This is a genomic window from Streptococcus australis ATCC 700641 (assembly GCF_000186465.1).
GTDB classification, from domain to species: domain Bacteria; phylum Bacillota; class Bacilli; order Lactobacillales; family Streptococcaceae; genus Streptococcus; species Streptococcus australis.
In genome coordinates, this window is sequence record NZ_GL636091.1 from 444114 (window position 1) to 470964 (window position 26851).

A 26851-nucleotide genomic window follows, 5' to 3' on the forward strand; every position below is an offset into this window, starting at 1 on the left:
AGCGACTTGTGGCTTTGCAACAAAAAACGATAATGTAACGAACGAACTTTTATAGAACAAAAGGAGAAAAACATGAAAAAAACGGTAGAGACAAGCTTCAAGCGGATTGAAACCAAATATGTGGTGAATAAAGAAGACTTGGATGACTTATTGAAAGATTTGAAGAAATATGTGGTTGAAGATGATTATCCCATCTCCACGATTTCGAATGTCTATTTTGATACCGAAGACTTCGATGTGATCCAAGATGCCCTTGCTAAACAGAACCGTCGTGAAAAGATCCGGGTGCGGACCTATGTAGAGCATCCAACAGTGGAGAGTCCGGCTTTTCTAGAAGTAAAATCAAAGGATGCAGAAGGCATTGGTCACAAGTTCCGCCTGGTCTCAAATCCCTCCTCCATTACCCGCCTCATGACGGATGGACTAGTGGATCAGACCATTCAGGATCTGGACTTGGTTCAAGAAATCCAAGCACTGCGCCAGCGCTATGATAACCGACTACAGCCCCAGATGTACATCTATTATGATCGTTTGTCCTTAAAAGAAAAGAAGAGCATCCAAGGCTATCCTTACAACAAGATTCGGGTCACCTTGGATCAAAACTTAGTCTATCGTGATCAGCAGGTTAGTCTCCTTCATGGAAAAGCTGGAGAGCCTTTATTAGAAGAAAATACCATTATTATGGAAATCAAGGCCCCAGGTGAAGAACCTCAGTGGCTGAAAGATATTCTAGATAAGTACGGACTGGTCAAGCAGAAATTTTCGAAATACAGTTGTGCCTACCATAAGTCACAAGGCTTAGACTATGCACCAACGCCAATTCAAGAAAGGACAGGTGCTACCTATGTCTAATCTATTTGATTCTATTTTTAATAATGCCACAGCAACGGTGGATCCCTTGCGCTTACTGTTGGCCCTTTTGGTCAGCCTCTTTCTAGGAATGGCCCTATCTTGGACCTATAAATACCGGACACTGTACACTCGAGAATTTGTCATTAGTTTGACCTTGCTCCCTTGTATGATGACCTTAGTGATCTTTTTGGTCAATGGAAGTTTGGGGACCTCGATTGCAGTGGCAGGGACCTTTAGTTTGATTCGTTTCCGGTCAGCTACGAGTGGTTCGAGAGAGTTGATTGCGATTTTTCTAGCCATGATTATAGGACTAGCAGCAGGATCGGGCTATCTTTTATTGGCCATTTTATCAACCCTCTCTTTACTAGGGGTTTGGCTTGTATTGGAGAACAAACAGAGTAAGGCAGATCATCAACGGCGCCGTCATTTGACCATTACAGTTTCAAAACAAGATGCTGTTGCAGAACAAATCAGTCAGTTGTTAGACCAAAGTTGTTCAGAAGTTGACTTTATTTCTGTCACAACGGCCCAAGCTGGAGAACAACTGACCTTGAACTATGAGGTAAATATGAAATCGAACATCGATGATTTTGCCCTTGCCAATCTATTGATTAGCAAGGTTGAAAATTGTGATGTCGCTCTGACAAAGAGAGCGAAGAAAAGAAAGAATCTATAACTGCTATCCTACTTTAGGATAGTTTTTTAGGGTTTTAAGAACTTTTTAAGAAAAAGTGGTATACTGTTTCTAAAAAATTGAAGGAATCCTTTATGAAAAAGACTGCTATTTTTGAAGATGTCATCTCAATTATGAGCCATGATTCATCTACCATCAAGGATCGAAAAGGATGCGACCCCGATCGCTTTCGAGAAAAAATGACAGATGATATGTCGGATGATGCCTTTCTTTATCAAGTCAGGTCCTACCTAGCCAGTTTTGGGATTATTGGCCATATCCCCTTTCAGAATAAAAAGGCTGGTCAAAAAGGCTTTCTCTTACGCGTAACGGGCCATCAACTTTATGTTGAAAAGGCGAATGCAGATACCGGTCTTCAAGCAGGGGACCAGATCCTAGGTCTGGATGGAAGTGACTTGGACCAAGTAGCGTCTCTTCATAAGGACTATTTTATCAGTAAGACCCCCGAAAGACATTACCGAGAATGGGCGGATTTGGTCTCTCAGTCAAGAAGGGTTACTCTTCTCCGAGAAGGGGTAGAAAAGACCATTGAAGTAGCGCCCAGTCGAGAGCCGATCAAAGATCAGATTTTTTGGAAACGATTAGACGATGAGATTCTTTATCTTCGTCTGGATAACTTTATGGATGAGGGAGCTATTAGTCGGGTATACCAAGAGTGCTTACCGATGATGACGGAGGTCAAGTTCCTTCTCATTGATGTCCGACAGAACAGCGGAGGGACAGATTCTTTATACTTCCCTCTATTACATCTAGGGTTAGAGAAGGATCAGGGTTATGATTCGCTTGACTGGGATGATGATGGCATGGAAATTCTCTATACGGAGCGCAATGTTGACCTGCGCTTGAAAGACTTTGAGGACTGGATGCAACAGGAAGAAATTAGTCCGGAAACCATTAAACTGCTTGAAGAGATGAAAGAGGAATTGCTCCGCCATCGGGGGAAAGGCTATGTACCGTATCAGCAAGAAAGCGAGGAATTCTTCCCAGAGGTTAGAGGAGGCCGCTATCCCGAGCGGATCTTTGTCTTATCAGACACCTACTGCGCTTCTTCTGGAGATAATTTTGTCCAGATGATGAAGCAATTTAAGAAGGTAACGGTGGTAGGTAGACCAACTCTCGGAATTTTAGACTATTCCAATTGTTGTACCGTTGACTATGGTGATTATCGATTGATGTTTCCTACCTCTCGCTGTCTAAGCCTGGATCAAGGAAAAGGAATGACGGATCAAGGTGTGGAGCCGGATATAGAGGTTCCATGGAGTCCCGACCATTTTGAAAGAGATGTAGATCTAGACAAGTGTTTGGAGTTGATTCGTCAGAGTTGCGCAACAGCAAGATAATGCTTAGATAGTAGTTGGCTTAAATCAGAAAAGCAAACGATCCAAGGTCAGATCTCAAGAGTCTCTTATGGTAACGTTTTCTAGTATTTTTTCCTTGTGTTTGGATTGCTATGACTGAACAAAAAATGGTAAAATAGTCAGTGATAATCAAAATGAAGAGTGAAAAAGATGAAACATAAAACACTTTATAAATTTATAGGGCAAACAATCTTATATTTCGCTATTTTCTTAGCCCTACTCTATTTCTTTAGTTATCTTGGTCAAGGCCAAGGTGGCTTTATCTACAATGAATTCTAAAGGAGATCCCTACCGTGTCAAACCAACCAATTACTGATATGATTGAGGCGATTGAGCGCTTCGCCCAACTGCAACCAGACTATCCTGTCTACAATGTCCTTGGAGAAGAGCATACCTATGGCCAATTGAAGGCTGATTCAGATAGCTTAGCAGCCCATATTGACCAAATGGGACTTCCTGAAAAGTCACCTGTTGTGGTCTTTGGTGGCCAAGAATATGAAATGTTAGCAAGCTTTGTGGCCTTGACCAAATCTGGCCATGCTTATATCCCAATTGATAGCCACTCTGCCTTGGAGCGCGTGTCTGCCATTGTTGAAGTAGCAGAGCCAAGCTTAATCATCGCCATCAATGAGTTTCCAATTGAAAACCCAGCTACTCCAATCATGTCCTTGGAGCAAGTGCGTCAAGCTTATGCGGCTCAGCATGCCTATGATTTGCAACATCCGGTCAAAGGGGATGATAACTACTACATCATCTTTACTTCAGGGACAACTGGGAAACCAAAAGGGGTGCAAATTTCGCATGATAACTTGCTCAGCTTCACCAACTGGATGATTACAGACAAGGAATTTGCGACGCCAGAGCGCCCGCAAATGTTGGCGCAACCACCCTATTCCTTTGACTTATCTGTTATGTACTGGGCACCAACTTTGGCTCTTGGAGGAACGCTTTTTGCCCTTCCATCAGCCATCACTCAAGACTTTAAACAACTCTTTGCGACCATCTTTTCTCTCCCGATTGCTATCTGGACTTCAACACCATCTTTTGCAGATATGGCCATGCTGTCTGAAGATTTCAATGCTGAAAAGATGCCAGGCATTACCCATTTCTACTTTGATGGGGAAGAGTTAACGGTTAAAACAGCTCAAAAACTGCGTGAGCGTTTCCCGAATGCGCGCATCATTAATGCCTATGGGCCAACGGAAGCAACGGTTGCTTTGTCGGCGGTTGCTATCACAGATGAGATGCTAGCGACACTTAAACGCTTGCCAATTGGTTATACCAAAGAAGATTCTCCAACCTTCATCATTGATGAGGAAGGAAACAAATTGCCAAATGGAGAGCAAGGAGAAATCATCGTGTCTGGACCGGCTGTTTCAAAAGGTTATATGAATAATCCAGAGAAAACAGCAGAAGCTTTCTTCGAATTTGAAGGACTTCCAGCCTACCATACGGGAGATGTTGGAACCATGACAGATGAAGGTCTTCTTCTCTATGGTGGTCGGATGGACTTCCAGATCAAGTTTAACGGCTACCGTATTGAGCTAGAAGATGTTTCTCAAAACTTGAACAAATCTCAGTACATCGACTCGGCTGTTGCAGTGCCACGCTACAACAAAGATCACAAGGTTCAAAATCTCTTGGCCTATGTCATCTTAAAAGATGGGGTCAAGGAACAATTTGAGCGCGAGATTGATATTACCAAAGCGATTAAGGAAGATTTGGAGCACATCATGATGTCTTATATGATGCCTTCGAAATTCCTCTACCGTGACAGCTTGCCGCTAACTCCAAATGGGAAAATCGACATCAAAGGGTTGATTAGTGAGGTTAACAACCGATGATCGAGTTTTTGAAACAGCTCCCTCATTTAGAACCCTATGGGACCCCGATCTACTTTATTTATCTGATTGGGGCCTTATTGCCTGTCTTTGTTGGCCTCTTCTTTAAGAAGCGTTTCCCAGTTTATGAAGCCTTGGTCAGCCTCGCCTTTATTGTTTTGATGCTGACTGGGACGGATTTGAAACAAATCTATGCGGTTCTTTTCTACCTCTTTTGGCAAATCCTTTGGGTCTATTCCTATAAAATCTATCGAAGCCAGCATGATAACAAGTGGGTTTTTTACCTTCACTCTTTCTTGGTCGTTTTGCCCTTGGTTTTTGTGAAGGTGCAACCAGCCATTGATGGGACCCAGTCTTGGATGGGCTTCCTTGGGATCTCCTATCTGACCTTCCGAGCAGTGGGTATGATTATCGAGATGCGAGATGGAACTCTCAAAGATTTTAGTCTCTGGGAATTCTTGCGTTTCTTGCTCTTTATGCCAACCTTCTCAAGTGGACCGATTGATCGTTTTAAACGCTTCAATGAAGACTACCTAACGATTCCAGATCGAGATGAGCTTCTCGATATGCTGGAGCAGAGTGTCAAGTATATCATGCTTGGCTTCCTCTATAAGTTTATTTTAGCTCATATCTTTGGCCACCTTTTACTTGGACATGTCAAGACCTATGCCCTTCTTCAAGGGGGCGTCTTTAACCTAGGAACCTTAGGGGTGATGTACGTCTTTGGTTTAGATCTCTTCTTTGACTTTGCAGGCTATTCCATGTTTGCCCTTGCGGCATCTAATTTGATGGGAATTAAGAGCCCAATCAACTTTAATCTTCCTTTCAAATCACGTGATTTAAAGGAGTTCTGGAATCGTTGGCACATGAGTTTGTCCTTCTGGTTCCGTGACTTTGTCTTTATGCGCCTAGTCATGGTCTTGATGCGCAACAAGGTCTTTCAGAGTCGGATTACAACGTCAAACGTTGCCTATATCATTAACATGTTGGTCATGGGCTTCTGGCATGGAGTGACCTGGTATTATGTTGCTTATGGTCTTTTCCACGGACTTGGTCTTGTGATCAATGATGCCTGGCTTCGGAAGAAAAAAACAATCAATAAAGAACGTAAAGCAAAAGGACTAGAGCCCCTACCAGACAATCGCTGGACCCAGGCTCTTGGAATCTTTATTACCTTCAATACCGTTATGCTGTCCTTCCTGATTTTCTCAGGCTTCTTGGATCAGCAATGGTTTCCAAAAATGAAATAAGAAAAGGAAAAATGAAAAATGGATGTAAAATCACAAGTAATTGAAATTATTGACGAATTGTTTATGGAAGATGTCTCAGACATGATGGATGAGGATCTCTTTGATGCTGGTGTCCTTGATAGCATGGGAACCGTTGAGTTGATTGTGGAATTGGAAAACCGCTTCGATATTCGGGTTCCCGTATCTGAATTTGGTCGTGATGACTGGAATACAGCCAACAAAATCGTAGAAGGCGTCATGGAGCTTCAGAATGCTTAAACGATTGTGGCTGATTCTGGGTCCTGTCTTTTGCGCCATGGCTCTTGTCGCTACTCTTCTCTTTTTCTATCCGATTAACCACAAACACAATCTGACAGAGGAGAAAAAGGCTGCAGTGAGCTTGACAGCAGAAGGCTTTAAAAGTCGCGCCCGTAAGGAAGAAGCACTCGGGGATCCTAACTATCGTTTTGTACCCTTCTTTGGTTCCAGCGAATGGTTGCGATTTGACATCGTCCACCCAGCAGTACTAGCAGAGAAGTATGATCGCTCTTATCGTCCGTACTTTTTAGGACAACGAGGGGCGGCGTCCTTGAACCAATATTTTGGGATGCAGCAAATTCTTCCTCAACTAGAAGGGAAAACGGCTGTCTATGTGGTATCTCCCCAGTGGTTTACGAAGGACGGTTATGATTCATCGGCCTTCCAACAATACTTTAACAGTGACCAATTAACCAGCTTTTTGGCCAATCAGGAAGCTAGACCAGCAAGCCAGTATGCGGCATCTCGTCTCTTGCAACAGTACCCTAATGTTGCTATGCAGGGAGGAGTTCAAAAGCTAGCCAAAGGTCAAAATCTATCTAGTTTTGAAAAAGGTCTCAATCAGACCCTCATGCGCTTTGTTCGTCGGGAGGATGCCTTCTTTAGCACCTTTACGGCAATGAACAATAGCAACTATGAGAAGAAGGTTCTCTCTCGCTTAAATGATTTGCCAGATACATTTTCTTACGAAGCCTTGGAAGAAGTGGCGACGGCGGAAGCCAAAAAGAAAACCAATAATAATAAGCTTGGCATTAGTAACAGCTTTTATAGCCACCGTCTTGCAAGTAAGTTAAAGAAACTTAAGGGATTCCAAAAGAATGAATCCTATGAACAATCCCCAGAATACAATGATTTGCAGTTGGTCTTAGATCAGTTTGCTCAATCTAAAACCAATGTAATCTTTGTTATCCCTCCAGTGAACTCTAAATGGATGGCTTATACAGGCTTGAGTAAAGAAATGTATCAACGGACAGTTGAAAAAATCCGTTATCAACTAGAAAGTCAAGGCTTTACCCATATTGCTGATTTTTCTAAAGATGGTGATAAACCTTACTTTATGCAGGACACCATTCATATGGGCTGGAATGGATGGTTGGCATTTGACAAGGCAGTTGATCCTTTTGTCTCCAACCCTCAACCTGCTCCTGAATACAAGATTAACAATCGTTTCTTAAGTCAGGACTGGGCTAACTACAAAGGTCAGCCGGATCAATTTAAGTAAGATGCGAAGAGGTTGAGAATACCCAGTCTCAACCTTTTTCCTATGGTTTTGAAGAAACTTATCCCCATATTCACAGACTTATCCACAGACTTGTGGATAAGTCTATCTACTAGAAAGAGAGGAACTGGTAAACCATGAAAACAATGAAGAAAATAGCCTTTTATGCGATTCTTCAAGGAATCGTGATCTTTCTCATTACGGGCCTCATCACCCAATTAGTCAGAGGAGATTTCTTTTTCCGTGGCTTGGCTCCAATATTTGGAGTCTTGGCAACTGTCATGCGTTTTGGAACAGCTAGTCTGATGAAAATCTTGGCCCCAACCCTATATGATGAAGAGGCAAAACAAGAGAAAACTCCTACCAGGAAAGAAGCGGAATAAAAGAACTGTTTTTTCTGGAAAAATCTCTGGAAAAGCACTTATCTGACAGGCTTTATGGTAAAATAGAAGGAAGAATATTAGTTTGGAGAGTAAAAATACAATGAAACGTTCCATGTATGCTGGGCGTGTTCGAGAGGAACACATTGGACAAGAACTAACCCTCAAGGGATGGGTGAGTCGACGCCGCGATTTGGGTGGATTGATCTTTATTGATTTGCGGGACCGTGAAGGGATTATGCAATTGGTCATCAATCCAGAAACTGTCAGTTCGGAAGTCATGGCAACGGCCGAAAGTCTTCGTAGCGAGTATGTGATCGAAGTGACAGGTCAAGTTGCTGCCAGACAGCAAGTCAATGATAAAATTGCAACAGGTAAGGTTGAAATGCATGTTTCTTCTTTGACTGTCCTTAATACGGCAAAAACCACGCCATTTGAGATCAAGGACGGCATTGAAGCTAACGACGATACCCGTCTACGCTATCGATATTTGGACTTGCGTCGTCCAGAAATGTTGGAAAACTTGAAATTACGTGCCAAGGTAACGCATTCTATCCGTAACTACTTGGATGAGTTGGAATTTATTGATGTGGAAACACCATTCCTTTCTAAGTCAACACCAGAAGGGGCGCGTGACTACCTCGTTCCATCTCGTGTTAACAAGGGTCACTTTTATGCCTTGCCTCAAAGCCCTCAAATCACCAAACAGTTATTGATGAATGCTGGATTTGACCGCTATTATCAAATCGTCAAATGTTTCCGTGACGAAGATTTACGTGGAGACCGTCAACCTGAGTTTACACAGGTCGACTTAGAAACCTCTTTCCTGACAGAGCAAGAAATTCAAGATATTACAGAAGGTTTAATCGCGCGTGTCATGAAAGAAACCAAGGGGATTGAAGTGACACTTCCTTTCCCACGGATGAAGTACGATGATGCGATGGCTCTTTACGGTTCTGACAAACCAGATACTCGTTTTGAGATGCTCTTGACAGACTTGACAGAAGTTGTAAAGTGCGTAGACTTCAAGGTCTTCTCAGAAGCTCCAGCAGTGAAAGCCATTGTCGTCAAAGGCGCTGCAGATAACTACTCACGTAAAGACATCGATAAGATGACAGAAGTAGCCAAACAATATGGCGCTAAAGGTCTAGCATGGGTCAAGGTGGCGGATGGTGCTTTGAACGGTCCAGTTGCTAAGTTTTTGACAGATGTGACAACAGAGTTGACAAGTGCTTTACAGTTGGAAGAAAAAGATTTGGTCCTCTTTGTAGCAGATACATTAGAAGTAGCCAACGCAACACTAGGTGCCCTTCGTTGTAGAATTGCCAAGGAATTGGACCTCATTGACAACAGTCAATTCAACTTCCTATGGGTGGTAGATTGGCCAATGTTTGAGTGGTCTGAAGAAGAAGACCGTTACATGAGTGCCCACCATCCCTTTACACTTCCGCAAGCAGAGACAGCTCATGAATTAGAGGGCGATCTTGCCAAGGTACGTGCCATTGCCTATGACATTGTGCTCAATGGTTACGAACTTGGGGGAGGAAGTCTCCGGATTAACCAAAAAGAATTGCAAGAACGGATGTTTACAGCTCTCGGTTTCTCAAAAGAAGATGCAACAGAGCAATTTGGTTTCTTGCTAGAAGCTATGGATTATGGTTTCCCTCCACATGGTGGATTGGCTCTTGGTTTGGACCGTTTTGTTATGTTGTTAGCTGGTGAGGAGAATATCCGTGAAGTGATTGCCTTCCCTAAGAACAATAAGGCAACAGATCCGATGACCCAAGCCCCTTCTACAGTAGCCACTAAACAACTGGAAGAGTTGAGTCTACAAGTGGAAGTCAAAACTGAGGAGTAAGAATAAAAGCGGAAAATCAGCAGAAGTAGCTTCTGAGATTTTCCCTTTATTTATAAATTGAGAGATAGTCATGAAAAAAACTCGCTTAGGTAAAATCTTACGTTTTTATGTGAGAAGAATTGCTTATAATTTTAAATTATTACGGGTCTTAAAAAGTATTTCCCGCGAAAAGTATGATGAAAAGATTTCAGCCTCATTGGTCTATGGATTTTTATCTGCGATTGCTGTGAACTTCTTTTTCCAGCCGGGACGTGTCTATTCAAGTGGAGCGACAGGGTTAGCACAGATTGTTTCCGCTCTTAGTGATCGATTTTTGGGCTTTACGATTCCTGTTTCCTTGTCATTTTATGCCATCAATCTGCCCTTAATGATTATTGCCTGGTATCAAATTGGTCATAAATTTACCATTTTCACCTTTATCACGGTGTCCATGAGTTCCTTCTTTATCCAATTTGTCCCCGAAGTTACTCTCACCAATGACCCTATCATGAACGCCTTGTTTGGGGGTGTTGTTATGGGGACAGGGATTGGTTTTGCTCTTCGGAATAATATCTCAAGTGGGGGAACCGATATTGTCAGTTTGACCATTCGAAAGCGAACGGGCAAGAATGTCGGTAAAATTTCTCTCATCGTCAATGGGACCATCATGTTGATAGCAGGGATGACCTTTGGTTGGAAGTATGCCCTCTATTCGATGATTACCATTTTTGTTTCTAGTCGAGTGACAGATGCCGTCTTTACCAAGCAGAAGCGGATGCAAGCTATGATTGTCACTAGCCAACCGGATAAGATTATTGAGAAAATCCATAAGCGATTGCATCGTGGGGCAACCATTATCCACAATGCCGAAGGAACCTATAACCGTCAGGAAAAAGCGGTCTTGCTCACCGTTATTACCCGAGCAGAGTTTAATGAGTTTAAATTTTTAATGAAAAAAGCGGATCCTCAAGCTTTTATAACAATTTCAGAAAATGTCCATATTATTGGACGCTTTGTCGAAGTAGAAGACTAAAAAAATTCCTGCAAGAACTTCTTGCAGGAATTTTTTTATGCTTGTTCTACCAAGATCCAACCATGGCCTGGAACAGTAAATTCTTCTTGAGAAAGATTTTGCTCTTTTCCATAAATATGAGGGTAGGAAATTGCTAATCTAGCAGGCTGTTTGAGTCGATAGGACCATTCTTGATCCCCCAGGTTAACCAAGATAAGCAGCTTACGCCCGCCTTTCTCGATGCTGTATGAGAAGGTCTTCTCCGAAGTCCAAGTAACTTGACAATAATCTCGAATATCTTGGGCATTCACAAGGCGGAGGAGCTCTTCCTTTTTACGATAGGCAATCAATTCGCGCAGGAACTGAATGTCTGTCTCGTAAGACATAGAGGAAAGCCAATCTAATTGATTTAGAGCATCTGGAAGATTGTAAGTATTCTCTTCTAAGCCCTTGCTGCGATAGAACTCTTGACCAGCATGTAGGAAGGGAACTCCTTGAGCTAAGAGTACGAGATGCAAGCCGAGTCGAGCTTTAGCCTGACGTACCTCTTCTGAAATGTTTGGGTCTTCAACCTTGAGGTAGTCAAAGAAGGTTGCGTTATCATGGCATTCCACATAGTTAATAGCCTGTTGAGGACGCATAAAGTGGGGGGCTCCTTTGAGTCCGACGTTACCAGTCAAAATATTGGCCAAATCATTGGCCTGATAGCGGCTATCTATACGTCCTTCGCTCAGGATGCTTCGTTTAATGGTATCACGGAAGTTGTCACTAAAGAAGCCATACGGACGAAGTTGACTGGCATTGTATTGATGGGCCAGAAGTTCAGGATCCAGTCCAGTATCCATCTTCCACCCTTCTCCATAAAGGTAAATGTTGGGGTAAATGGCTGCCAATTCTTCTTGAATTTCCATCATGGTTTGGCGGTCAAGAATGCCCATCAGGTCAAAGCGGAAACCATCAAAGCCGTAGAGTTGAACCCACTGCTTGACTGACTGCTTGATGTAGTTGCGAACCATGGCTCTCTCGCTGGCTACATCGTTCCCACAGAAGGTTCCATTGGTTCGTTGGCGATTCTGGTCATAGCGATAGAAATAGCCTGGGACAATCCGCTCAAAGGCAAACTCGTCAGAGAGGTAAACATGGTTATAAACCACATCCATGATGAGGCTGAGATCTGCTTCGTGATAGGCATCAATCACTTGTTGCAACTCGATGATCCGTTGGTAAGGATCATTTGGCTGGCTACTAAAACTTCCTTCCGGAACATTGTATTGCACAGGGTCATAGCCCCAATTGTAGCCAGCAGTAGGATTTGTTTCATCTACGCTTCCGAAATCATAGAGGGGCATGAGCTGGACATGAGTAATGCCTAGGGATTTCAAATAGTCAAAGCCAAAGGTCTGGTCATCATGCTTAGGAGATTCTAAGAGGGCTGTAAATTTTCCAGGATGTTTAAAGCCCGCCTCTTTTTGGACAGAGAAATCACGGACACTCAGTTCATAAATAATGGACTCAGTCGGATCCAATTGTGTCGTTGATCTCTGAATGGGGCGTTCAATCTTGTGTCGGTCGATGACATAGCTAGCTCCTGAATTGGCTTCAGAAGAAAGAGCATAAGGATCATGAACGATATGGGTTACACCGTTGACTTGATGTTGGTAGTAGTAAGAGGCTTTTTCCCAATCTCCCTCGAGTTCTAGACGCCAAACTCCTTTTTCTGTCCGCTCCATCGGGTAGGCAGTTTGGTTAATCAAGAGCTCAACCTCTTGAGAAATGGGAGCCCAGAAGGCAAAGGTCGTTTTTTCTTTTGAGTAATGAGCTCCTAAATCCTCTCCATCATAAGCATATAGCTGATCAAAGATGGGTTGGCGGACAATGTCGCGGTAGTGGAGGAGGCAGGTTTCTCCTTTAGCGTTGGAGAGAGTATAGCTTTGACTCATGTCGATGGGAAGGGGGCTTCGAAGAGTTTTTTCTTCCTCTGTCGGCAAGAGTTCAATCGTTTTCGAACCAGACGTCAATGTAAAAGGAAGAAAGGCCGTTACGCTCTCTCCTCCTTCCATGCGAATCAAGTCTTGGTCATCTAAATAAGCTGCAAAGTGTGTGGTCATAGGTTCTCCTAAAGTTCAATAATCGAGTGTTCAATGAGCTGTCTGTAGCAAACAGTTTTATTTTCCTTGTTGTCCTTAATAATTTGGAGTAAGGTTCTGACAGATTCGCGTCCCAATTCAACCGTATTGATATCAATATAGGCGTCAATAGGGATCCGCGGTCGAATGGAGTCGAAGGAAATAATCGGAAGGTCGACTTGTTTGTCGCTCAGGTATCTCCGAACCCCTTCGGCAACTAGAATATCCGTTGTCATGAGCGCTTCAAGTTCTTCAAAAGGCAGGGTATCCATGATTTGGTAAGAATTTTCTTCCAGCAAGAAACCAAAGGAGAACTTGACCAATTCCTCACGGAGAGGGATCTGGTGACTGGAAAGAGCTTCTTGGTAGCCCTTGTAGCGGTCTTGAGAAACGGCCAGTTCCTTATTTCCTCCAACAAAGGCGATGTGTTGGTATCCTTTCTTGATGAAATATTCGGTCGCATCAAAGGCGGCTTTGACATTGTCATTATCGACCAAAGATACAAAAGGAGAAGTTGCTTTTCCTAAAATCAAGAAAGGAAATTTATCTTGAATACAGAAGTCAACCAGAGGATCATTCAATTTGGAATAGAGGAAGATGAGCCCATCTACCCGCTTACCATAAATCATTTGTTTGAGTTGCTCGAGACGGTGGGTCTCATTGGCCCCTGTACAAATCTGAATGGCATAGCCATGATCAGAAGCTACCTGACTAATCCCACGGAGGACCGTAGGGAAGAAGGGGTTTTGGAAAAACACATCACTTTCATCAGGCAAAACAAGAGCAATCACCTGACTAGACTGGCTCACTAAGCTACGAGCATTAAGGTTTGGATGGTAATCCAGTTCTTTCATGGCAGAACGAACCCGTTCTTTAGTGGCTTCACTGATGGTAGATTTATTTTGAATCACTCGTGTAACGGTAGATGGTGCAACGCCAGCATGTTTGGCGACATCTTTGATGGTGACACGCATAAAGGACCTCCCTAAGGTTTGTAATCTGGATCCCGGAAATGAGTCTTATAGAAAGCAAGTGCGAGGAACAAGACAAATAGGATATTTTGGATCAAAATGGTTGTCGTAAAGACTTGGTGGAATACTAAACTGATCAGGACGCTCGCAAGAATAGGCAATCCAAGACAGTTGAGAGTGAAGTTGAAGCATTCTTTGAAGGTCTTGAGAGAGAAGAGACGGGACTTCCGTGTCAAGAAGAGGAAGAAGGAAGCTCCAAATACTAAAATTGCAAAATTCACAGCAGATAAGAAACCTGAGAAGAGGACGAGGAAGAGACTAACTGCCAATCGATTGGCTTGGAACCAATCTTTGGAAATGGCTTGGCTTAAAGCATCTTTGTTTTCAAGACTCTTTTGATTGATTGCCTGATAAGGAATGCTTGCAAGTTCTTTATTTTCTCTGCTGATCACTAGTTGGGTCTTATCGAAATAGAGGGTTAATTTTTCACCTAATGAAGTCCCTTCGTGATGACCAATGATCACATGGCCAGCTTTGTTCTTATGAACTCCAAAATGACTATTATAGACTAGTTCATGCTGTTCAATACGGACATTTTCTTTCAAGTCCTTCATGACATCCTCCGTTAAAGGATCAAAGACATCGCTGACGAAGGTAGTTAAGGGGTAGGTCTGGAGTTCCGCATTTTGAACGGCGACAGGAATGAGGGTCAAGGATAGAAGAAAGAGTGAGGTGAAAATCATTTGGAACCAATTGAGTTGTTTACGGTTCGCAAATGCTTTTCTTACCTGAAAAAGGCTGGAAAAATAATTAAATGGATAGGGCATGAAGTGACCTTTCTAATCTCCGAAATGATGGAGAGCATAACAAGATTTTATCCTTAACCAAAGATGGGAGAGAGACCGGTAGCAAATCAATCAACTTGCTACCCTTGTCCCACTCCCATCCTTTCCTTAAAGATAAAATTTATGTGACTGGGAGAAAAGCACGAGAAGGAGATCTCGTCCTTTTCATTATTGCTGGAAGGTTATAGAAAAGTTTATTTTATCCTTTATCCCCACCAGCTGTCAAGCCTGAAACAAAGTTCTTTTGAAGGAAGAAGAACAGCACACAGATTGGGACTGCAATCAGAATCGCACCTGCCGCAAAGAAGGCAATCTTTTGATTTTTTTGGTCACTGATAAAGGTTTGAAGACCAACCGCTACCGTGTAATTGATTTCGTCACGAAGCAAGAATTTAGACAAGATGTAGTCTCCAAAAGGTCCCATGAAGGCCCAAAGTGCTTGGACCGCAATCATTGGACGTACCAATGGAAGAACGATTTGCCAGAAGCGACGGAAGTGTCCAGCGCCATCCAATTTTGCAGATTCATCAAGTGAAATTGGGACTGTATCGAAGTACCCCTTCATCAACCAAGCGTTCATTGGAATTCCTCCACCGACATAGAGGAAGATCAGGAACCAGCTGTGGTTCAAGGCGTTCAACATCAAGGCCATAACGAAGAAGGCAGTCAAAGCAGCCATAGTAGGCACCATTTGGATAATCAAGAAGAAGACCAAACTTTGCTTACGAGCCAAGAAGTTATAGCGGCTGTAAGCATACCCTGCCAAGGTAATGATGGATGTTTGAGCAACCATGGTAATAATGGCGATAATCAAGGTGTTGAGATACCAAGTACCATAGAGGGTATCCGTAAAGAGTTTTTGGAAGTTATCAAAGCTGAGACTGCCACTGAAATCAAGCGTAAAGGCACTGACATTACCAGTTTTGAAGGCTGAAAGAACCGTGATCAACAATGGATAGATGATGATGATGGAAAGGACAACCAAGTAGAGGTAAGTCAAGAAATGATTAAGGCGGCGTTTAAATTGAACTGAATTTTTCATTTTACACATCCTCCATATCAAATGCGTGCAGTTTCTTGAAGGCAATCATCGAGATCGAGATGACAATCAGAGAGATAATCAACGTAACCGCAGCAGCCATTGAGTATTGAGGTGATGAGTTCGTTGTCAATTTATAGATCCAAGAAATCAAGATATCTGTCGAACCAGCATTACCACCAACAGATCCAGGTCCACCATCGTTAAAGAGGTAAATAATGGAGAAGTTGTTAAAGTTGAAGGTGTATTGGCTGATGAGAGTTGGTGCCGCAACCGCCAAAATCATTGGGAAGGTAATGTTGCGGAATTTTTGCCAAGCGTTGGCCCCATCAATATAGGCTGCTTCGTAAAGATCGTTTGGAATAGATTGCAAGATTCCGAGTGTCAAGACGTAAATGTAAGGGAAGCCGAGCCAACCTTGCATCATAATCAAAGCAATCTTCGTCCAAGTAGGATCCGTTTTCCAAGGAATGAGAACCCCATCCAAGAATGGGAAAATCTTCGCAAAGAGCGGAAGAACTTGCGCATTGATGGCCCCAATACTATCGTTGAACATGTTTGAGAAGGTCAAGATCGTAATGAAGGCAGGAACCGCCCAAGGAAGAAGGAAGATAACACCGAAGATGCGTTTTCCTTTAATGAATGGTTGATTAGCAATAATAGCCGTTAGGATACCAAGAACGATTTGAAGAGTAGAAGCTGCCAAGGCCCAGATCAAGGTCCAGCCCAATACAGATGTAAAGGCAGAACGGAAGGTACTCAAAGTCCACATGTTGGTGAAGTTTTGAAGTCCGATCCAATCAAGGAGCGTAAAGCGAGCTGTATGCTTAAAGTCGTAGTTGGTAAAGGCAATCATCAAGGTAACCAAAACAGGGAAGATGATTGCAAAGGTCATGGCAATATAAGAAGGGATGATCAAGAGATATGGGAAGCCATTTTCATAGATAGTATTCACCATCTCTTTTAGGGTCTTCGGCACTCGAATACCGTTATTAATCCGCTTAGCTACAGTACCCGCATCTTTGATATTCAAGGCGTAGAACATCAAATAAACGACGGTGATAATTAAGTGGAAGGCACCACGAATCAAGATAAAAAGAGAATTATCTTTTCCACGGACAGTACCGAGGGTAACGAGTTTGGACAATTCCTCCAAACCAATACCGAAAAAGTAAGCAAGAAAGACAAGTGTTACACCGAGGAAGATGTATCCTTTTGCTTTCTGTTTGTTATAGATTTGTCCCAAACCAGGAATGAGGGATAACCACATTGCCTTTTTTGGATTTTGTTGTGTTTCCATATCGACTCCTTATAAGTGAGTGACCAGAGGCCACATCACAGCGAAAGGCTGGGAAAGACTCCCAGCCCCTTGGGAACTGTATTACTTGCCACCGAATTTTTGTTCGATAGTTTCTTTGATCAATTTAACAGCATCGTCAGCAGCATCTTTAGCAGATTTCTTACCACTTACAGCGTCGAAGAGCATAGTTGCAGCTGGGTCCCAAACAGTACTCATTTCAGAGATGTTTGGCATTGGTTGTGCATTTTCAAACTGTTTAACAACGGCAGCAGTCAACTCATCGTTTTTACCAACAGCGTATTCACGAGCTTCTGTGTTAGCTGGCACTTCGTTAGTCTTATCGTATAAGGCTTTTTGTTGATCAGTTGAAGTCAAGAAGTCTACGAATTTTTGAGCTGCTTCAGGGTGGTTAGCACCTGCAGGGATAACCCAAGCTTTACCACCACCGAAGGCAGAGTAAGCTTTTCCGTTTGGAAGAGTAGGGATTGTTGCTACACCGTAGTTTACTTTTGCTTCTTTCAATGAAGCAGCTTTCCATGGACCATCGATGATGGCAGCTGTCTTACCTGATTGGAATTGAGTTTGGATGAAGTTTGCAGCACTTTTAGTGTCTTGCAATCCTTTAGGCCATTTAGCGTACCAAGTTTTTGCGTATTCAATACCGTCAATTGCACCTTGGTTGTTCAAACCAACGTCTTTTGGATCTGTACCATCTTTACCGAAGACATAGCCACCGTTACCTGAAAGGAGTCCATATGCATAGTAGAAGTTTGTCCAGTCAGCAAGGAAGGCAGTGTTTTTACCAGCTTCATCAGCGAAGTCATACTTGCTGTCTTTTGCTAATTCTTCAAGTTCGCCAAATGTTTTTGGAGCTTCTTGCATGAGGTCTTTGTTGTAGTAAAGAACCAATGTTTCGATAACTGCTGGTGCACCGTATACTTTACCGCCGTTTGTTACAAGTGATTCAGTTGTTTTGTCAGTCTTGCTGTCTTTGTTCAATGTCACTTCAGCCAATTGACCGTCGTTACCAAGACCACCTACGCGGTCGTATGGTGCCATCATAACGTCTGGCGCTTTACCTGATTGGTTGTCAAGAGACAATTTGTCCAATCCACCAAGAGCGTCACCTGTCTTGATAGTTACTTTTGTTCCACTTTCTTTTTCAAAAGCTTTCGCAGCTTCTTCCATGTAAGCTTTGTAACCATTGTCAACGTATACTGTCAACTCGTTTTCAGAAGCAGAAGTGTCGTCTTTTTTGCCTCCACAAGCTACCAAAAGAAGTGATGCGAATCCAACTGTACCAAGTACAGCAGCGCTTCGAAGAATTGTGCGTTTCATGATTTATTCCTCCTAAAGAATAAAAATAAGATTATTAGTTGAAAACGTTTTAGACAAACGTTTTCCTTAACACGAATAGTATATCACAGGGAGAAAACGTTTGCAAGCCCTTTGTGCAAAAATTTTTAGAATTTTTCATCTTCTAATTTTTAAAATTTTTTTATCTTCTATTATATACACACAAATAGTTGACAAGGAGATAAGAAAGGGATAAACTAGGCATGGGGTGAACCTGCAGAAAAAATCATAAAAGTTTAGGAAACCTCTTGCATAAACTGCAGGAATACTTTATAATGGACACGTACGCAAACGTTTTCCTTGGACGTTGCATAAAGATGACCTAGGGTCATTTATAAATAGGTTAAATTCAGTTCTATGTCTGATGGCTGGGCTTCTTCTATTCTTTCTGAGAGTCGGAGTTGGATCAGAAACAGTGTAGAAGGTTCGTCTATTTTTCTTTGAAACAAAAAATATTAAACTAAAGGTGGTACCCTCAATGAAAAAACGCCAAAGTGGTGTCTTGATGCACATTTCATCCTTGCCTGGGAAGTATGGAATCGGTTCGTTTGGTCAAGCGGCCTACGATTTTGTGGATTTCCTGGTTCGGACCAAGCAACGGTATTGGCAAATTTTGCCTCTCGGAACAACCAGTTATGGAGATTCTCCATATCAATCTTTCTCAGCTTTTGCAGGCAACACCCACTTTATTGACTTCGATCTCTTGATCGATCAAGGGCTCTTGGATGCATCCGATGTCGAAGGTGTTGATTTTGGTCAAGACCCAACAGAAGTAGACTATGCGAAGATCTTCGAACAACGTCGTCCTCTTCTAGAAAAAGCGGTTAAAGCTTTTATTGAAAACGGTGATTGGGATGACTTCAGCCGTTTTGCTGAAGAAAATGCAGCTTGGTTGGAATTATTTGCTGAATACATGGCTATTAAAGAGCACTTTGAATTAAAAGCATGGACAGAATGGCCAGACGCTGCGATTCGTGCACGCCAACCAGAAGCCCTTACTTCATATCGCGCTCAATTGGAAGACAAATTGACTTACCATCGAGTAACACAGTATTTCTTCTTCAAACAATGGTTGAAATTGAAAGCATACGCTAACGACAACCATATTGAGATCGTAGGTGATATGCCAATCTACGTAGCGGAAGATTCAAGCGATATGTGGGCAAATCCTCATCTCTTTAAAACAGATGAAAATGGAAAAGCAACCTGCATCGCAGGATGCCCACCAGATGAGTTCTCAGCAACTGGTCAGCTTTGGGGCAACCCAATCTATGACTGGGAAGCAATGGACAAAGATGGTTACAAATGGTGGATTGAACGCTTGCGTGAGAGCTTCAAGATCTACGACATCGTGCGGATTGACCACTTCCGTGGCTTCGAGTCTTACTGGGAAATCCCAGCTGGTTCTGATACAGCAGCACCAGGTAAATGGGTTAAAGGTCCTGGCTACAAACTCTTTGCCGCAGTGAAAGAAGAACTTGGTGATTTGAACATCATCGCAGAAGACCTTGGCTTCATGACTGACGAAGTCATTGAGCTTCGTGAGCGCACAGGCTTCCCAGGCATGAAGATCCTTCAATTTGCCTTCAATCCTGACGATGAAAGTATCGACAGCCCTCACTTGGCACCAAACAACTCAGTTATGTATACAGGAACACACGATAATAACACTGTTCTTGGGTGGTATCGCAATGAAATTGACGATCCAACTCGTGAGTACCTTGCTCGTTACACCAACCGTAAAGAATACGAATCTGTTCCACATGCGATGCTTCGTACCGTCTTTGCTTCAGTCAGCTTTATGGCCATCGCTACCATGCAAGATTTGTTAGAGTTGGATGGCTCAGCTCGTATGAACTTCCCATCTACCCTTGGTGGCAACTGGGCATGGCGGATGACAGCGGATCAATTGACTCCTGCTGTCGAGCAAGAATTGCTTGATTTCACAACCATCTATCGTCGTGAAAATACTGACTTGGTGAAAGAAGAAGCGAAAAAAGCAGAAAAATAATCTTTCCCCCTATTTAATCAAAACACAAGGAGACACTTAACCATGGAATCATTACAAAAATATGTGATTGATCATTATCAAAAAACAATTGCAGAATGTTCAAACGAAGAATTGTACATTGCTTTGCTTAATTACACCAAGCAAGCAAGTGCCCAAAAGAAATTAAATACTGGTAAGAAAAAAGTTTACTATATCTCAGCTGAGTTCTTGATTGGTAAACTCTTGTCAAACAACTTGATCAACTTGGGTCTGTACGATGATGTCAAAAAAGAATTGGCTGATGCTGGCAAAGACTTGATCGAAGTTGAAGAAGTGGAATTGGAACCATCACTTGGTAACGGTGGTTTGGGACGCTTGGCAGCCTGCTTTATCGACTCTATCTCAAGCCTTGGTTTGACAGGGGATGGGGTTGGTTTGAACTACCACTTTGGTTTGTTCCAACAAGTTCTTAAAAACAACCAACAAGAAACGATTCCAAATGCGTGGTTGACTGACCAAAGCTGGCTCGTTCGTTCAAGCCGTAGCTACCAAGTGCCATTTGCACACTTTACATTGACTTCTACGCTTTATGATATCGATGTACCTGGTTACAAGATCGAAACCAAGAACCGCTTGCGCTTGTTTGACTTGGATTCAGTTGATTCATCCATCATTGAAGATGGTATCAACTTTGACAAGACAGATATCGCTCGCAACTTGACTCTTTTCCTTTACCCAGATGATAGTAACCGTCAAGGGGAATTGCTCCGTATTTTCCAACAATACTTCATGGTTTCAAACGGTGCACAATTGATCCTCGACGAAGCGATCGAAAAAGGAAGCAACTTGCATGACCTTGCTGACTACGCAGTTGTACAAATCAATGATACTCACCCATCTATGGTCATTCCTGAGTTGATCCGTCTCTTGACTGAACGCGGTATCGAAATGGATGAAGCTATCTCTATCGTTCGTAGCATGACCGCTTACACTAACCACACAATCCTTGCAGAAGCCCTTGAAAAATGGCCACTTGAATTCTTGCAAGAAGTGGTTCCTCACTTGGTACCAATCATTGAAGAATTGGACCGTCGTGTTCGTGCTGAACACAAAGATCCAGCTGTTCAAATCATTGATGAACACGATCGTGTCCACATGGCCCACATGGATATCCACTATGGATACAGTGTAAACGGGGTTGCAGCTCTTCACACTGAAATCTTGAAGAACTCAGAGTTGAAGGCCTTCTACGACCTTTACCCAGAAAAATTCAACAACAAAACAAACGGAATTACCTTCCGTCGTTGGCTTATGCATGCCAACCCAAGCTTGTCTCACTACTTGGATGAGATCCTTGGACGTGACTGGCACCATGATGCTTCTAAGTTGGAAGACCTTCTCTCATACGAAGATAAAGCTGCTGTCAAAGAAAAATTGGAAAACATCAAAGCCCACAACAAACGTAAATTGGCTCGTCACTTGAAAGATCACCAAGGTGTGGAAATCAATCCAAATTCTATCTTTGATATCCAAATCAAACGTCTTCACGAGTACAAACGTCAACAAATGAACGCTTTGTATGTCATCCACAAATACTTGGACATCAAGGCTGGTAATATCCCTGCTCGTCCAATCACAGTCTTCTTTGGTGGTAAAGCAGCTCCTGCCTACACCATCGCTCAAGATATCATCCACTTGATCCTTTGCTTGTCAGAAGTCATTGCAAACGACCCAGCAGTAGCTCCACACTTGCAAGTAGTGATGGTTGAAAACTACAACGTGACTGCAGCAAGCTTCTTGATCCCAGCATGTGATATCTCAGAACAAATCTCATTGGCTTCTAAAGAAGCTTCAGGTACTGGTAACATGAAATTCATGTTGAACGGCGCTTTGACGCTTGGTACGATGGACGGAGCTAACGTGGAAATCGCTGAGTTGGTTGGAGACGAAAACATCTATATCTTCGGTGAAGATTCAGAAACTGTTATCGACCTTTACGCAAAATCAGCATACAAATCAAGCGAATTCTACGCTCGTGAAGCGATCAAACCATTGGTTGACTTTATCATCAGCGACGCTGTTCTTGCAGTTGGTAACCAAGAACGTTTGTCTCGTCTTCACAATGAGTTGATCAACAAAGACTGGTTCATGACCCTTCTTGACTTGGAAGACTACATCAAAGTCAAAGAGCAAATGTTGGCTGACTACGAAGACCGTGACGCATGGTTGGATAAAGTCATCGTCAACATTGCCAAAGCAGGATTCTTCTCATCTGACCGTACCATCGCTCAGTACAACGAAGATATCTGGCACTTGAACTAATTTGTTTTCGACATTCTAGAAGCAATATACTTAGAAAGAAGAGCTCCTTTTGAATCATATCCTGATTTAGAGGGAGCTTTTTTAGAACAGGATCGCTGGGAAAATCTAAACTTGCGCTTCCCTAAGGTTCACGTTATAATAAATACTATGGATATTAGAAACGAGGAAATACAATGAAGAAAAATCCAATTTATATGTATGTCTTGCTAGCTCTATCAGCGATGGGAACTCTATTAACTGCTCAGTCCTTCTTTGGATTGGCTAAAGTGGAGCTCACAGATGAAATGGCAGCTTCTTTGAACTTAACCACTGCTCTTGAACGGGAAGAATACAAAGCCTTCCTTGAGAAATTAATCGTAGCCTTACGCGGACCGATTGCTTGGTTGTTGCTATCTCTTTTGATTGGGGGCTTGATTGCAGTTGCCTATTTCTTCCTGTCTAAAAAGGATATTGTTAAGGCGACCTATGCCTATATGGGACAGATTGGTGCCTTTGTCTTAATGAGCTTGCATAATTTCTTGTCTTATCGTTCTTCTATGTCTGTGATCACGTCAGACAAATTGCGGACCTTGTTACAGGCTTCTAGCTTATATGCACTTGTCTTGAGTGTGGTTGTAGCCCTTGTTTACTTGGGAATCCTCCTCTACAAATTGAAAAATAGACCAGCTAGCGACCTTCAAGCTTAGATCATAGCATTAAAAAACTCCTCAAGTCTGGAACAAAGAAGAGGAGCTGGTCTGATTGGAGAAGAAAATGAAAGTATGTTTTGTCTATATCAGTTTAAGTGGCAATACTGAAAGTTTTGTTCGTCGCCTCAGTGATTATCTATGGGAGCAGTACCCTGACTTGGTCATTGAAAAAATCCATGTCAAAGACCTAGTCAAAGAAGGGAAGCCCTTCTTTGAAGTTGATACACCCTTTATCGCCTTTTTACCGACCTACCTAGAAGGAGGAAATGGTGTTGATAATGGAGATGTGGAAATTTTAACGACCGATGTAGCAGACTTTATTGCCTATGGAGACAATGCCACTAAATGCTTGGGAGTTGTAGGATCAGGAAATCGCAACTTCAACAATCAATATTGCCTAACGGCCAAGCAGTACAGCCAACGCTTTGGTTTCCCTGTGCTAGCAGACTTTGAGATGAGAGGGATGCTAGGGGATATCAAAAAAGTAGCGGCCATTGTAGAAGATTTGTATCGTCTTTAAAACAAAAGAGGCTGGGACAAAAGTCCTAGCCTCTCAATTGTCTTTGGATTATCGAGCAAGACGCAGTGGTTGAGTGGGCTCTACCACGCTGATTTCATCAGCTTTTACAGCCCTGCTCAACTGTGCGGAGGTGAGACGACGAAATCGAATTCTAACGAATTACCGATTTCTGTCCCACTCTCTTATTTGTTGCGGTTGAAGAGAGAGGGGTCATATTTTGTATGACTCCTCTTTTAGGGCTTATTTTAATTGATCTGTGATTTCTTTCGAAAGCAAGAGGCCGAGGCGATAGTCCTTATTGATGGCGTGGATGACATCGTTGATGTTTTCCGTCGTTTGGATTTGTTCCTTGATGCTTGCTTTGAAGGCTTCATCTTTTAAGAGTTGCTCTTGTAAAATCTTTTGCAGTTTTTCTCTCTCGTATTTATTGATTAAAAAGAGAATGAGCAGACTAACTAAAATAAGAATATAAACAGTTTGATTCATAGGGTTCTCCAAAGGATAAGATAATGAATAAAGGGAAGCGATAATCCCTAAAAATATAGGTGTATTTAGCATGAGAAAAGGAGTGAGATGGAACTAAATAAGGTTTATTTAGCGATTCCTCTCACCCCTACAAGAGATGGTTTCCTATCAAAAAGTAAGGAAGAAATTACATTTTCTCAGGTGCTTCAACACCCAATAGACGAAGCGCTTCTTTCAATACAACTGCTGTTGAGTAGCTAAGTGCAAGACGGCTATCGCGTTCTGGGCTTTCATCCAAGATACGTGTGTGAGCATAGTACTTGTTGAAGGCTTGAGCCAAGTTGATGGCATATTTAGCAATCAAGGATGGATCATAGTTTTCAGCAGCACGTTTCACGACACGAGCAAAGTCTTGGAGAAGTTTGATGATTTCCCAGCTTTCTGGGTCGCTCAAGCTGTAAGTTGCATCTGCAGATGGTGTGAAGTTGGCTTTGCGAAGGATGGATTGGATACGTGCGTATGCGTATTGAACGTATGGTCCAGTTTCTCCTTCGAAGGATACCATGGCTTCAAGGTCAAAGTCATACCCGTTGCGACGGTCTGTCTTCAAGTCGTAGAACTTAACGGCACCAACACCGACTGCATGTGCCACTTCTTCCTTGTTTTCCAATTCAGGGTTCTTTTCTTCGATCTGAGCTTTGGCACGAGAGATGGCTTCTTGAAGGGTTGGTTCGAGCAGGATGATATTTCCTTTACGAGTTGACAATTTTTGGCGGTTCTTTGTCACCAAACCAAAGTCAACGTGGATCATATCGTCGCTCCAGTCAAATCCCATTTTCTTCAAAACAGCTTTCAACTGACGGAAGTGGTTGGATTGTTCTTGACCGACAGCATAGATGTTTTTCACAAAGTTGTAAGTCCGTGCACGGTAGATAGCGGTTGCGATATCACGAGTGATATAAAGAGTGGCACCGTCTGATTTCTTAATCATAGCTGGTGGAAGGTTGACATCATCCAACTCAACGATGCTAGCTCCCTTAGACTCTTTCAATAAGCCTTTTTCTTCAAGGATTTGGACAGCTTCATCCATCTTGTCATTGTAGAAAGCTTCTCCGTTTAAGCTGTCAAATTCAACACCGAGGAGTTTGTAGATACGGTTGAATTCTACCAAGCTCTCGTCACGGAACCATTGCCACAATTCAGTTGCTTCTGGATCTCCATCTTCCAATTTCTTGAACCAGAGACGTCCTTCCTCATCCAAAGCAGGATCGTTTTCAATTTCGGCATTGATGCGGACATAGAGTTTCAACAATTCATCGATTGGATTGGCTTCGACAGCTTCCTTGCTACCCCATTTTTTATAAGCGACCATCAAGAGACCAAATTGTTTACCCCAGTCTCCCAAGTGGTTGATTTTAATGGTGTTGTAGCCCATTTTGCGGAAGATATTTGAAAGAGCATCTCCGATAACGGTTGAGCGCAAATGACCAACTGAGAAAGGTTTTGCAATATTTGGACTAGAAAGGTCGATGGTAATATTTCCTCCATGTCCTTCGTCTTGCTGACCGTAGTCTGCACCTGCTTGGATAACCGCTTTGATGACTTGATCAGAGATTTGTGATTTATCTAAGAAGAAGTTTACGTAAGGACCAGTTGCAACGACTTTTTCAAAGTGAGAGGCATCGATTTTTTCCGCAATATCAGCAGCAATCGCTTGAGGAGCTTTGCGTTCGATTTTAGCCAAAGAAAAGGCAGGAAAGGCGATATCTCCGAGGTCTGAAGATTTTGGTTGCTCTAGTAAATTTAAGATAGTTTCTTGGTCTAAGCCTTCAATGACTTTTGCCAATTCACTTGCAATAAGTTCTTTATGATTCATAGTAGCTCCTTTGGTCTTTTGTTACTATTCTATCACAAAATTCGGCCTTTCTTCAAACTTTTTGGTATAATCAAAGTATAATTATTCAAAAGTGGAGCAAAAATGAAAAAAGATGAACGTCAGCTTTTGATTCGAGAAATTATTCAAAATGAGAAGTTATCGACGCAAAAAGACATTCAAGACCGTCTAGATCAAAGAGGGGCGGGAGTGACCCAGACAACCTTATCTAGAGATCTACGAGAAATCGGTCTGATCAAGGTAAAAGAAAAGGGTGGCCTCTATTATAAATTAGCAGACGAACCGGATCGAACAGATATTTTTAGACTGATTGCTCAATATGCACAAGTGGTCTCTAGAGCGGAGTTCACACTGGTTGTTCGGACGGAGCTGGGAGAGGCGGCTATTTTAGCCAACGCAGTCGATGAGATTTTGGATGATCAAATCCTTGGCACCGTCGCAGGGGCCAATACCCTCTTAATTGTTTGCAAGGACCAAGAAGTAGCACAAACAGTCCAGCAGACCATTCTCCAACATTCTAGTCACTAGTCAAGGGCGAGGGACCAGTCCCGAAAGGGATCGGCCCTCCTTTTATGTCAGTTTAGAGTAGGAGTA

24 protein-coding genes are annotated in these 26851 nt (G+C 42.6%); 16 read left to right on the top strand and 8 right to left on the bottom strand.

What is annotated here, in order from left to right; all coding sequences use genetic code 11:
* Positions 1-72 precede the first annotated feature (72 nt).
* From HMPREF9421_RS02270 to HMPREF9421_RS02320, 11 genes are all read left to right on the top strand, one after another.
* Positions 73-852 carry a polyphosphate polymerase domain-containing protein gene (locus tag HMPREF9421_RS02270; protein WP_006595365.1) on the top strand — a complete coding sequence of 260 codons (780 nt, stop codon included), beginning with the start codon at positions 73-75 and terminating at the stop codon, positions 850-852.
* Positions 845-1528 (top strand): DUF4956 domain-containing protein, encoded by a 684-nt coding sequence (locus HMPREF9421_RS02275; RefSeq protein ID WP_006595366.1) that lies wholly within the window; start codon positions 845-847, stop codon positions 1526-1528. The genes HMPREF9421_RS02270 and HMPREF9421_RS02275 overlap by 8 nt, the downstream gene beginning before the upstream one ends.
* A gap of 92 nt (positions 1529-1620) precedes the next feature.
* Positions 1621-2886, top strand: coding sequence for a S41 family peptidase (locus HMPREF9421_RS02280; RefSeq protein WP_006595367.1), 1266 nt, complete (start codon positions 1621-1623; stop codon positions 2884-2886).
* 168 nt (positions 2887-3054) lie between these two features.
* Positions 3055-3183, top strand: a complete 129-nt coding sequence (locus tag HMPREF9421_RS02285; RefSeq protein ID WP_006595368.1) for a teichoic acid D-Ala incorporation-associated protein DltX — start codon at positions 3055-3057, stop codon at positions 3181-3183.
* A gap of 14 nt (positions 3184-3197) precedes the next feature.
* Positions 3198-4748, top strand: coding sequence for a D-alanine--poly(phosphoribitol) ligase subunit DltA (gene dltA, locus HMPREF9421_RS02290; protein ID WP_006595369.1), 1551 nt, complete (start codon positions 3198-3200; stop codon positions 4746-4748).
* Positions 4745-5995, top strand: coding sequence for a D-alanyl-lipoteichoic acid biosynthesis protein DltB (dltB, locus tag HMPREF9421_RS02295; RefSeq protein WP_006595370.1), 1251 nt, complete (start codon positions 4745-4747; stop codon positions 5993-5995). Before dltA ends, dltB begins: the two co-directional genes overlap by 4 nt.
* Positions 5996-6013: 18 nt before the next feature.
* Positions 6014-6253 (top strand): D-alanine--poly(phosphoribitol) ligase subunit DltC, encoded by a 240-nt coding sequence (gene dltC, locus HMPREF9421_RS02300; protein ID WP_006595371.1) that lies wholly within the window; start codon positions 6014-6016, stop codon positions 6251-6253.
* Positions 6246-7514, top strand: a complete 1269-nt coding sequence (dltD, locus tag HMPREF9421_RS02305) for a D-alanyl-lipoteichoic acid biosynthesis protein DltD (RefSeq protein ID WP_006595372.1) — start codon at positions 6246-6248, stop codon at positions 7512-7514. The genes dltC and dltD overlap by 8 nt, the downstream gene beginning before the upstream one ends.
* Positions 7515-7657: 143 nt before the next feature.
* Complete coding sequence (locus tag HMPREF9421_RS02310; RefSeq protein ID WP_174263574.1) at positions 7658-7894, top strand: hypothetical protein; 237 nt, start codon at positions 7658-7660, stop codon at positions 7892-7894.
* Positions 7895-7994: 100 nt separating this feature from the next.
* Positions 7995-9749 (top strand): aspartate--tRNA ligase, encoded by a 1755-nt coding sequence (aspS, locus tag HMPREF9421_RS02315; RefSeq protein ID WP_006595374.1) that lies wholly within the window; start codon positions 7995-7997, stop codon positions 9747-9749.
* Positions 9750-9819: 70 nt separating this feature from the next.
* Positions 9820-10761, top strand: a complete 942-nt coding sequence (locus HMPREF9421_RS02320; protein WP_006595375.1) for a YitT family protein — start codon at positions 9820-9822, stop codon at positions 10759-10761.
* A gap of 35 nt (positions 10762-10796) precedes the next feature.
* On the opposite strand, the gene pulA is transcribed toward HMPREF9421_RS02320, so the two are convergent.
* From pulA to HMPREF9421_RS02350, 6 genes are all read right to left on the bottom strand, one after another.
* Entirely contained in the window at positions 10797-12848 is a 2052-nt protein-coding gene (gene pulA, locus HMPREF9421_RS02325; protein ID WP_006595376.1) for a type I pullulanase, read from the bottom strand.
* 8 nt (positions 12849-12856) lie between these two features.
* Complete coding sequence (locus tag HMPREF9421_RS02330) at positions 12857-13840, bottom strand: LacI family DNA-binding transcriptional regulator (protein ID WP_006595377.1); 984 nt, start codon at positions 13838-13840, stop codon at positions 12857-12859.
* Between the two features lie 11 nt (positions 13841-13851).
* The gene (locus HMPREF9421_RS02335; protein WP_006595378.1) at positions 13852-14664 is read right to left on the bottom strand and encodes a DUF1189 family protein; all 813 of its coding nucleotides are present in this window, start codon (positions 14662-14664) and stop codon (positions 13852-13854) included.
* Positions 14665-14881: 217 nt separating this feature from the next.
* Complete coding sequence (locus tag HMPREF9421_RS02340) at positions 14882-15724, bottom strand: sugar ABC transporter permease (protein WP_006596980.1); 843 nt, start codon at positions 15722-15724, stop codon at positions 14882-14884.
* Position 15725: 1 nt separating this feature from the next.
* Positions 15726-17021 carry a sugar ABC transporter permease gene (locus HMPREF9421_RS02345; RefSeq protein WP_006595380.1) on the bottom strand — a complete coding sequence of 432 codons (1296 nt, stop codon included), beginning with the start codon at positions 17019-17021 and terminating at the stop codon, positions 15726-15728.
* An 81-nt stretch (positions 17022-17102) separates the two neighbouring features.
* On the bottom strand, positions 17103-18359 hold the full coding sequence (locus HMPREF9421_RS02350; RefSeq protein WP_006595381.1) for an extracellular solute-binding protein: 1257 nt from the start codon (positions 18357-18359) through the stop codon (positions 17103-17105).
* A gap of 484 nt (positions 18360-18843) precedes the next feature.
* Between HMPREF9421_RS02350 and malQ the strand changes: the two genes are divergently transcribed.
* The 4 genes from malQ (at position 18844) to nrdI (ending at position 23898) form a co-directional block, all read left to right on the top strand.
* A complete protein-coding gene (gene malQ, locus HMPREF9421_RS02355) occupies positions 18844-20388 on the top strand; it encodes a 4-alpha-glucanotransferase (RefSeq protein WP_331250613.1) in 1545 nt (514 codons plus the stop codon).
* A 42-nt stretch (positions 20389-20430) separates the two neighbouring features.
* On the top strand, positions 20431-22689 hold the full coding sequence (gene glgP / locus HMPREF9421_RS02360; protein WP_006595383.1) for a glycogen/starch/alpha-glucan family phosphorylase: 2259 nt from the start codon (positions 20431-20433) through the stop codon (positions 22687-22689).
* 173 nt (positions 22690-22862) lie between these two features.
* On the top strand, positions 22863-23375 hold the full coding sequence (locus HMPREF9421_RS02365) for an ABC transporter permease (RefSeq protein WP_006595384.1): 513 nt from the start codon (positions 22863-22865) through the stop codon (positions 23373-23375).
* A gap of 55 nt (positions 23376-23430) precedes the next feature.
* Positions 23431-23898 carry a class Ib ribonucleoside-diphosphate reductase assembly flavoprotein NrdI gene (nrdI, locus tag HMPREF9421_RS02370; RefSeq protein WP_006595385.1) on the top strand — a complete coding sequence of 156 codons (468 nt, stop codon included), beginning with the start codon at positions 23431-23433 and terminating at the stop codon, positions 23896-23898.
* 240 nt (positions 23899-24138) lie between these two features.
* Here nrdI and HMPREF9421_RS02375 read toward each other — a convergent pair whose 3' ends face one another.
* Both HMPREF9421_RS02375 and argS read right to left on the bottom strand, forming a co-directional pair.
* Positions 24139-24384 (bottom strand): hypothetical protein, encoded by a 246-nt coding sequence (locus tag HMPREF9421_RS02375; RefSeq protein WP_006596982.1) that lies wholly within the window; start codon positions 24382-24384, stop codon positions 24139-24141.
* A gap of 166 nt (positions 24385-24550) precedes the next feature.
* Positions 24551-26239, bottom strand: coding sequence for an arginine--tRNA ligase (gene argS, locus HMPREF9421_RS02380; protein WP_006595387.1), 1689 nt, complete (start codon positions 26237-26239; stop codon positions 24551-24553).
* Between the two features lie 102 nt (positions 26240-26341).
* Between argS and argR the strand changes: the two genes are divergently transcribed.
* Positions 26342-26785 carry an arginine repressor gene (argR, locus tag HMPREF9421_RS02385; RefSeq protein WP_006595388.1) on the top strand — a complete coding sequence of 148 codons (444 nt, stop codon included), beginning with the start codon at positions 26342-26344 and terminating at the stop codon, positions 26783-26785.
* Positions 26786-26851 lie beyond the last annotated feature (66 nt).

What these genes read in the sequence shown, in the direction of transcription:
- HMPREF9421_RS02270 (WP_006595365.1), top strand. Translation starts at nt 73, where the DNA reads ATGAAAAAAACGGTAGAGACAAGCTTCAAGCGGATTGAAACCAAATAT.
- HMPREF9421_RS02275 (WP_006595366.1), top strand. Translation starts at nt 845, where the DNA reads ATGTCTAATCTATTTGATTCTATTTTTAATAATGCCACAGCAACGGTG.
- HMPREF9421_RS02280 (WP_006595367.1), top strand. Translation starts at nt 1,621, where the DNA reads ATGAAAAAGACTGCTATTTTTGAAGATGTCATCTCAATTATGAGCCAT.
- HMPREF9421_RS02285 (WP_006595368.1), top strand. Translation starts at nt 3,055, where the DNA reads ATGAAACATAAAACACTTTATAAATTTATAGGGCAAACAATCTTATAT.
- dltB (WP_006595370.1), top strand. Translation starts at nt 4,745, where the DNA reads ATGATCGAGTTTTTGAAACAGCTCCCTCATTTAGAACCCTATGGGACC.
- dltC (WP_006595371.1), top strand. Translation starts at nt 6,014, where the DNA reads ATGGATGTAAAATCACAAGTAATTGAAATTATTGACGAATTGTTTATG.
- dltD (WP_006595372.1), top strand. Translation starts at nt 6,246, where the DNA reads ATGCTTAAACGATTGTGGCTGATTCTGGGTCCTGTCTTTTGCGCCATG.
- HMPREF9421_RS02310 (WP_174263574.1), top strand. Translation starts at nt 7,658, where the DNA reads ATGAAGAAAATAGCCTTTTATGCGATTCTTCAAGGAATCGTGATCTTT.
- aspS (WP_006595374.1), top strand. Translation starts at nt 7,995, where the DNA reads ATGAAACGTTCCATGTATGCTGGGCGTGTTCGAGAGGAACACATTGGA.
- HMPREF9421_RS02320 (WP_006595375.1), top strand. Translation starts at nt 9,820, where the DNA reads ATGAAAAAAACTCGCTTAGGTAAAATCTTACGTTTTTATGTGAGAAGA.
- pulA (WP_006595376.1), bottom strand. Translation starts at nt 12,848, where the DNA reads ATGACCACACACTTTGCAGCTTATTTAGATGACCAAGACTTGATTCGC.
- HMPREF9421_RS02330 (WP_006595377.1), bottom strand. Translation starts at nt 13,840, where the DNA reads ATGCGTGTCACCATCAAAGATGTCGCCAAACATGCTGGCGTTGCACCA.
- HMPREF9421_RS02335 (WP_006595378.1), bottom strand. Translation starts at nt 14,664, where the DNA reads ATGCCCTATCCATTTAATTATTTTTCCAGCCTTTTTCAGGTAAGAAAA.
- HMPREF9421_RS02340 (WP_006596980.1), bottom strand. Translation starts at nt 15,724, where the DNA reads ATGAAAAATTCAGTTCAATTTAAACGCCGCCTTAATCATTTCTTGACT.
- HMPREF9421_RS02345 (WP_006595380.1), bottom strand. Translation starts at nt 17,021, where the DNA reads ATGGAAACACAACAAAATCCAAAAAAGGCAATGTGGTTATCCCTCATT.
- HMPREF9421_RS02350 (WP_006595381.1), bottom strand. Translation starts at nt 18,359, where the DNA reads ATGAAACGCACAATTCTTCGAAGCGCTGCTGTACTTGGTACAGTTGGA.
- glgP (WP_006595383.1), top strand. Translation starts at nt 20,431, where the DNA reads ATGGAATCATTACAAAAATATGTGATTGATCATTATCAAAAAACAATT.
- HMPREF9421_RS02365 (WP_006595384.1), top strand. Translation starts at nt 22,863, where the DNA reads ATGAAGAAAAATCCAATTTATATGTATGTCTTGCTAGCTCTATCAGCG.
- HMPREF9421_RS02375 (WP_006596982.1), bottom strand. Translation starts at nt 24,384, where the DNA reads ATGAATCAAACTGTTTATATTCTTATTTTAGTTAGTCTGCTCATTCTC.
- argS (WP_006595387.1), bottom strand. Translation starts at nt 26,239, where the DNA reads ATGAATCATAAAGAACTTATTGCAAGTGAATTGGCAAAAGTCATTGAA.
- argR (WP_006595388.1), top strand. Translation starts at nt 26,342, where the DNA reads ATGAAAAAAGATGAACGTCAGCTTTTGATTCGAGAAATTATTCAAAAT.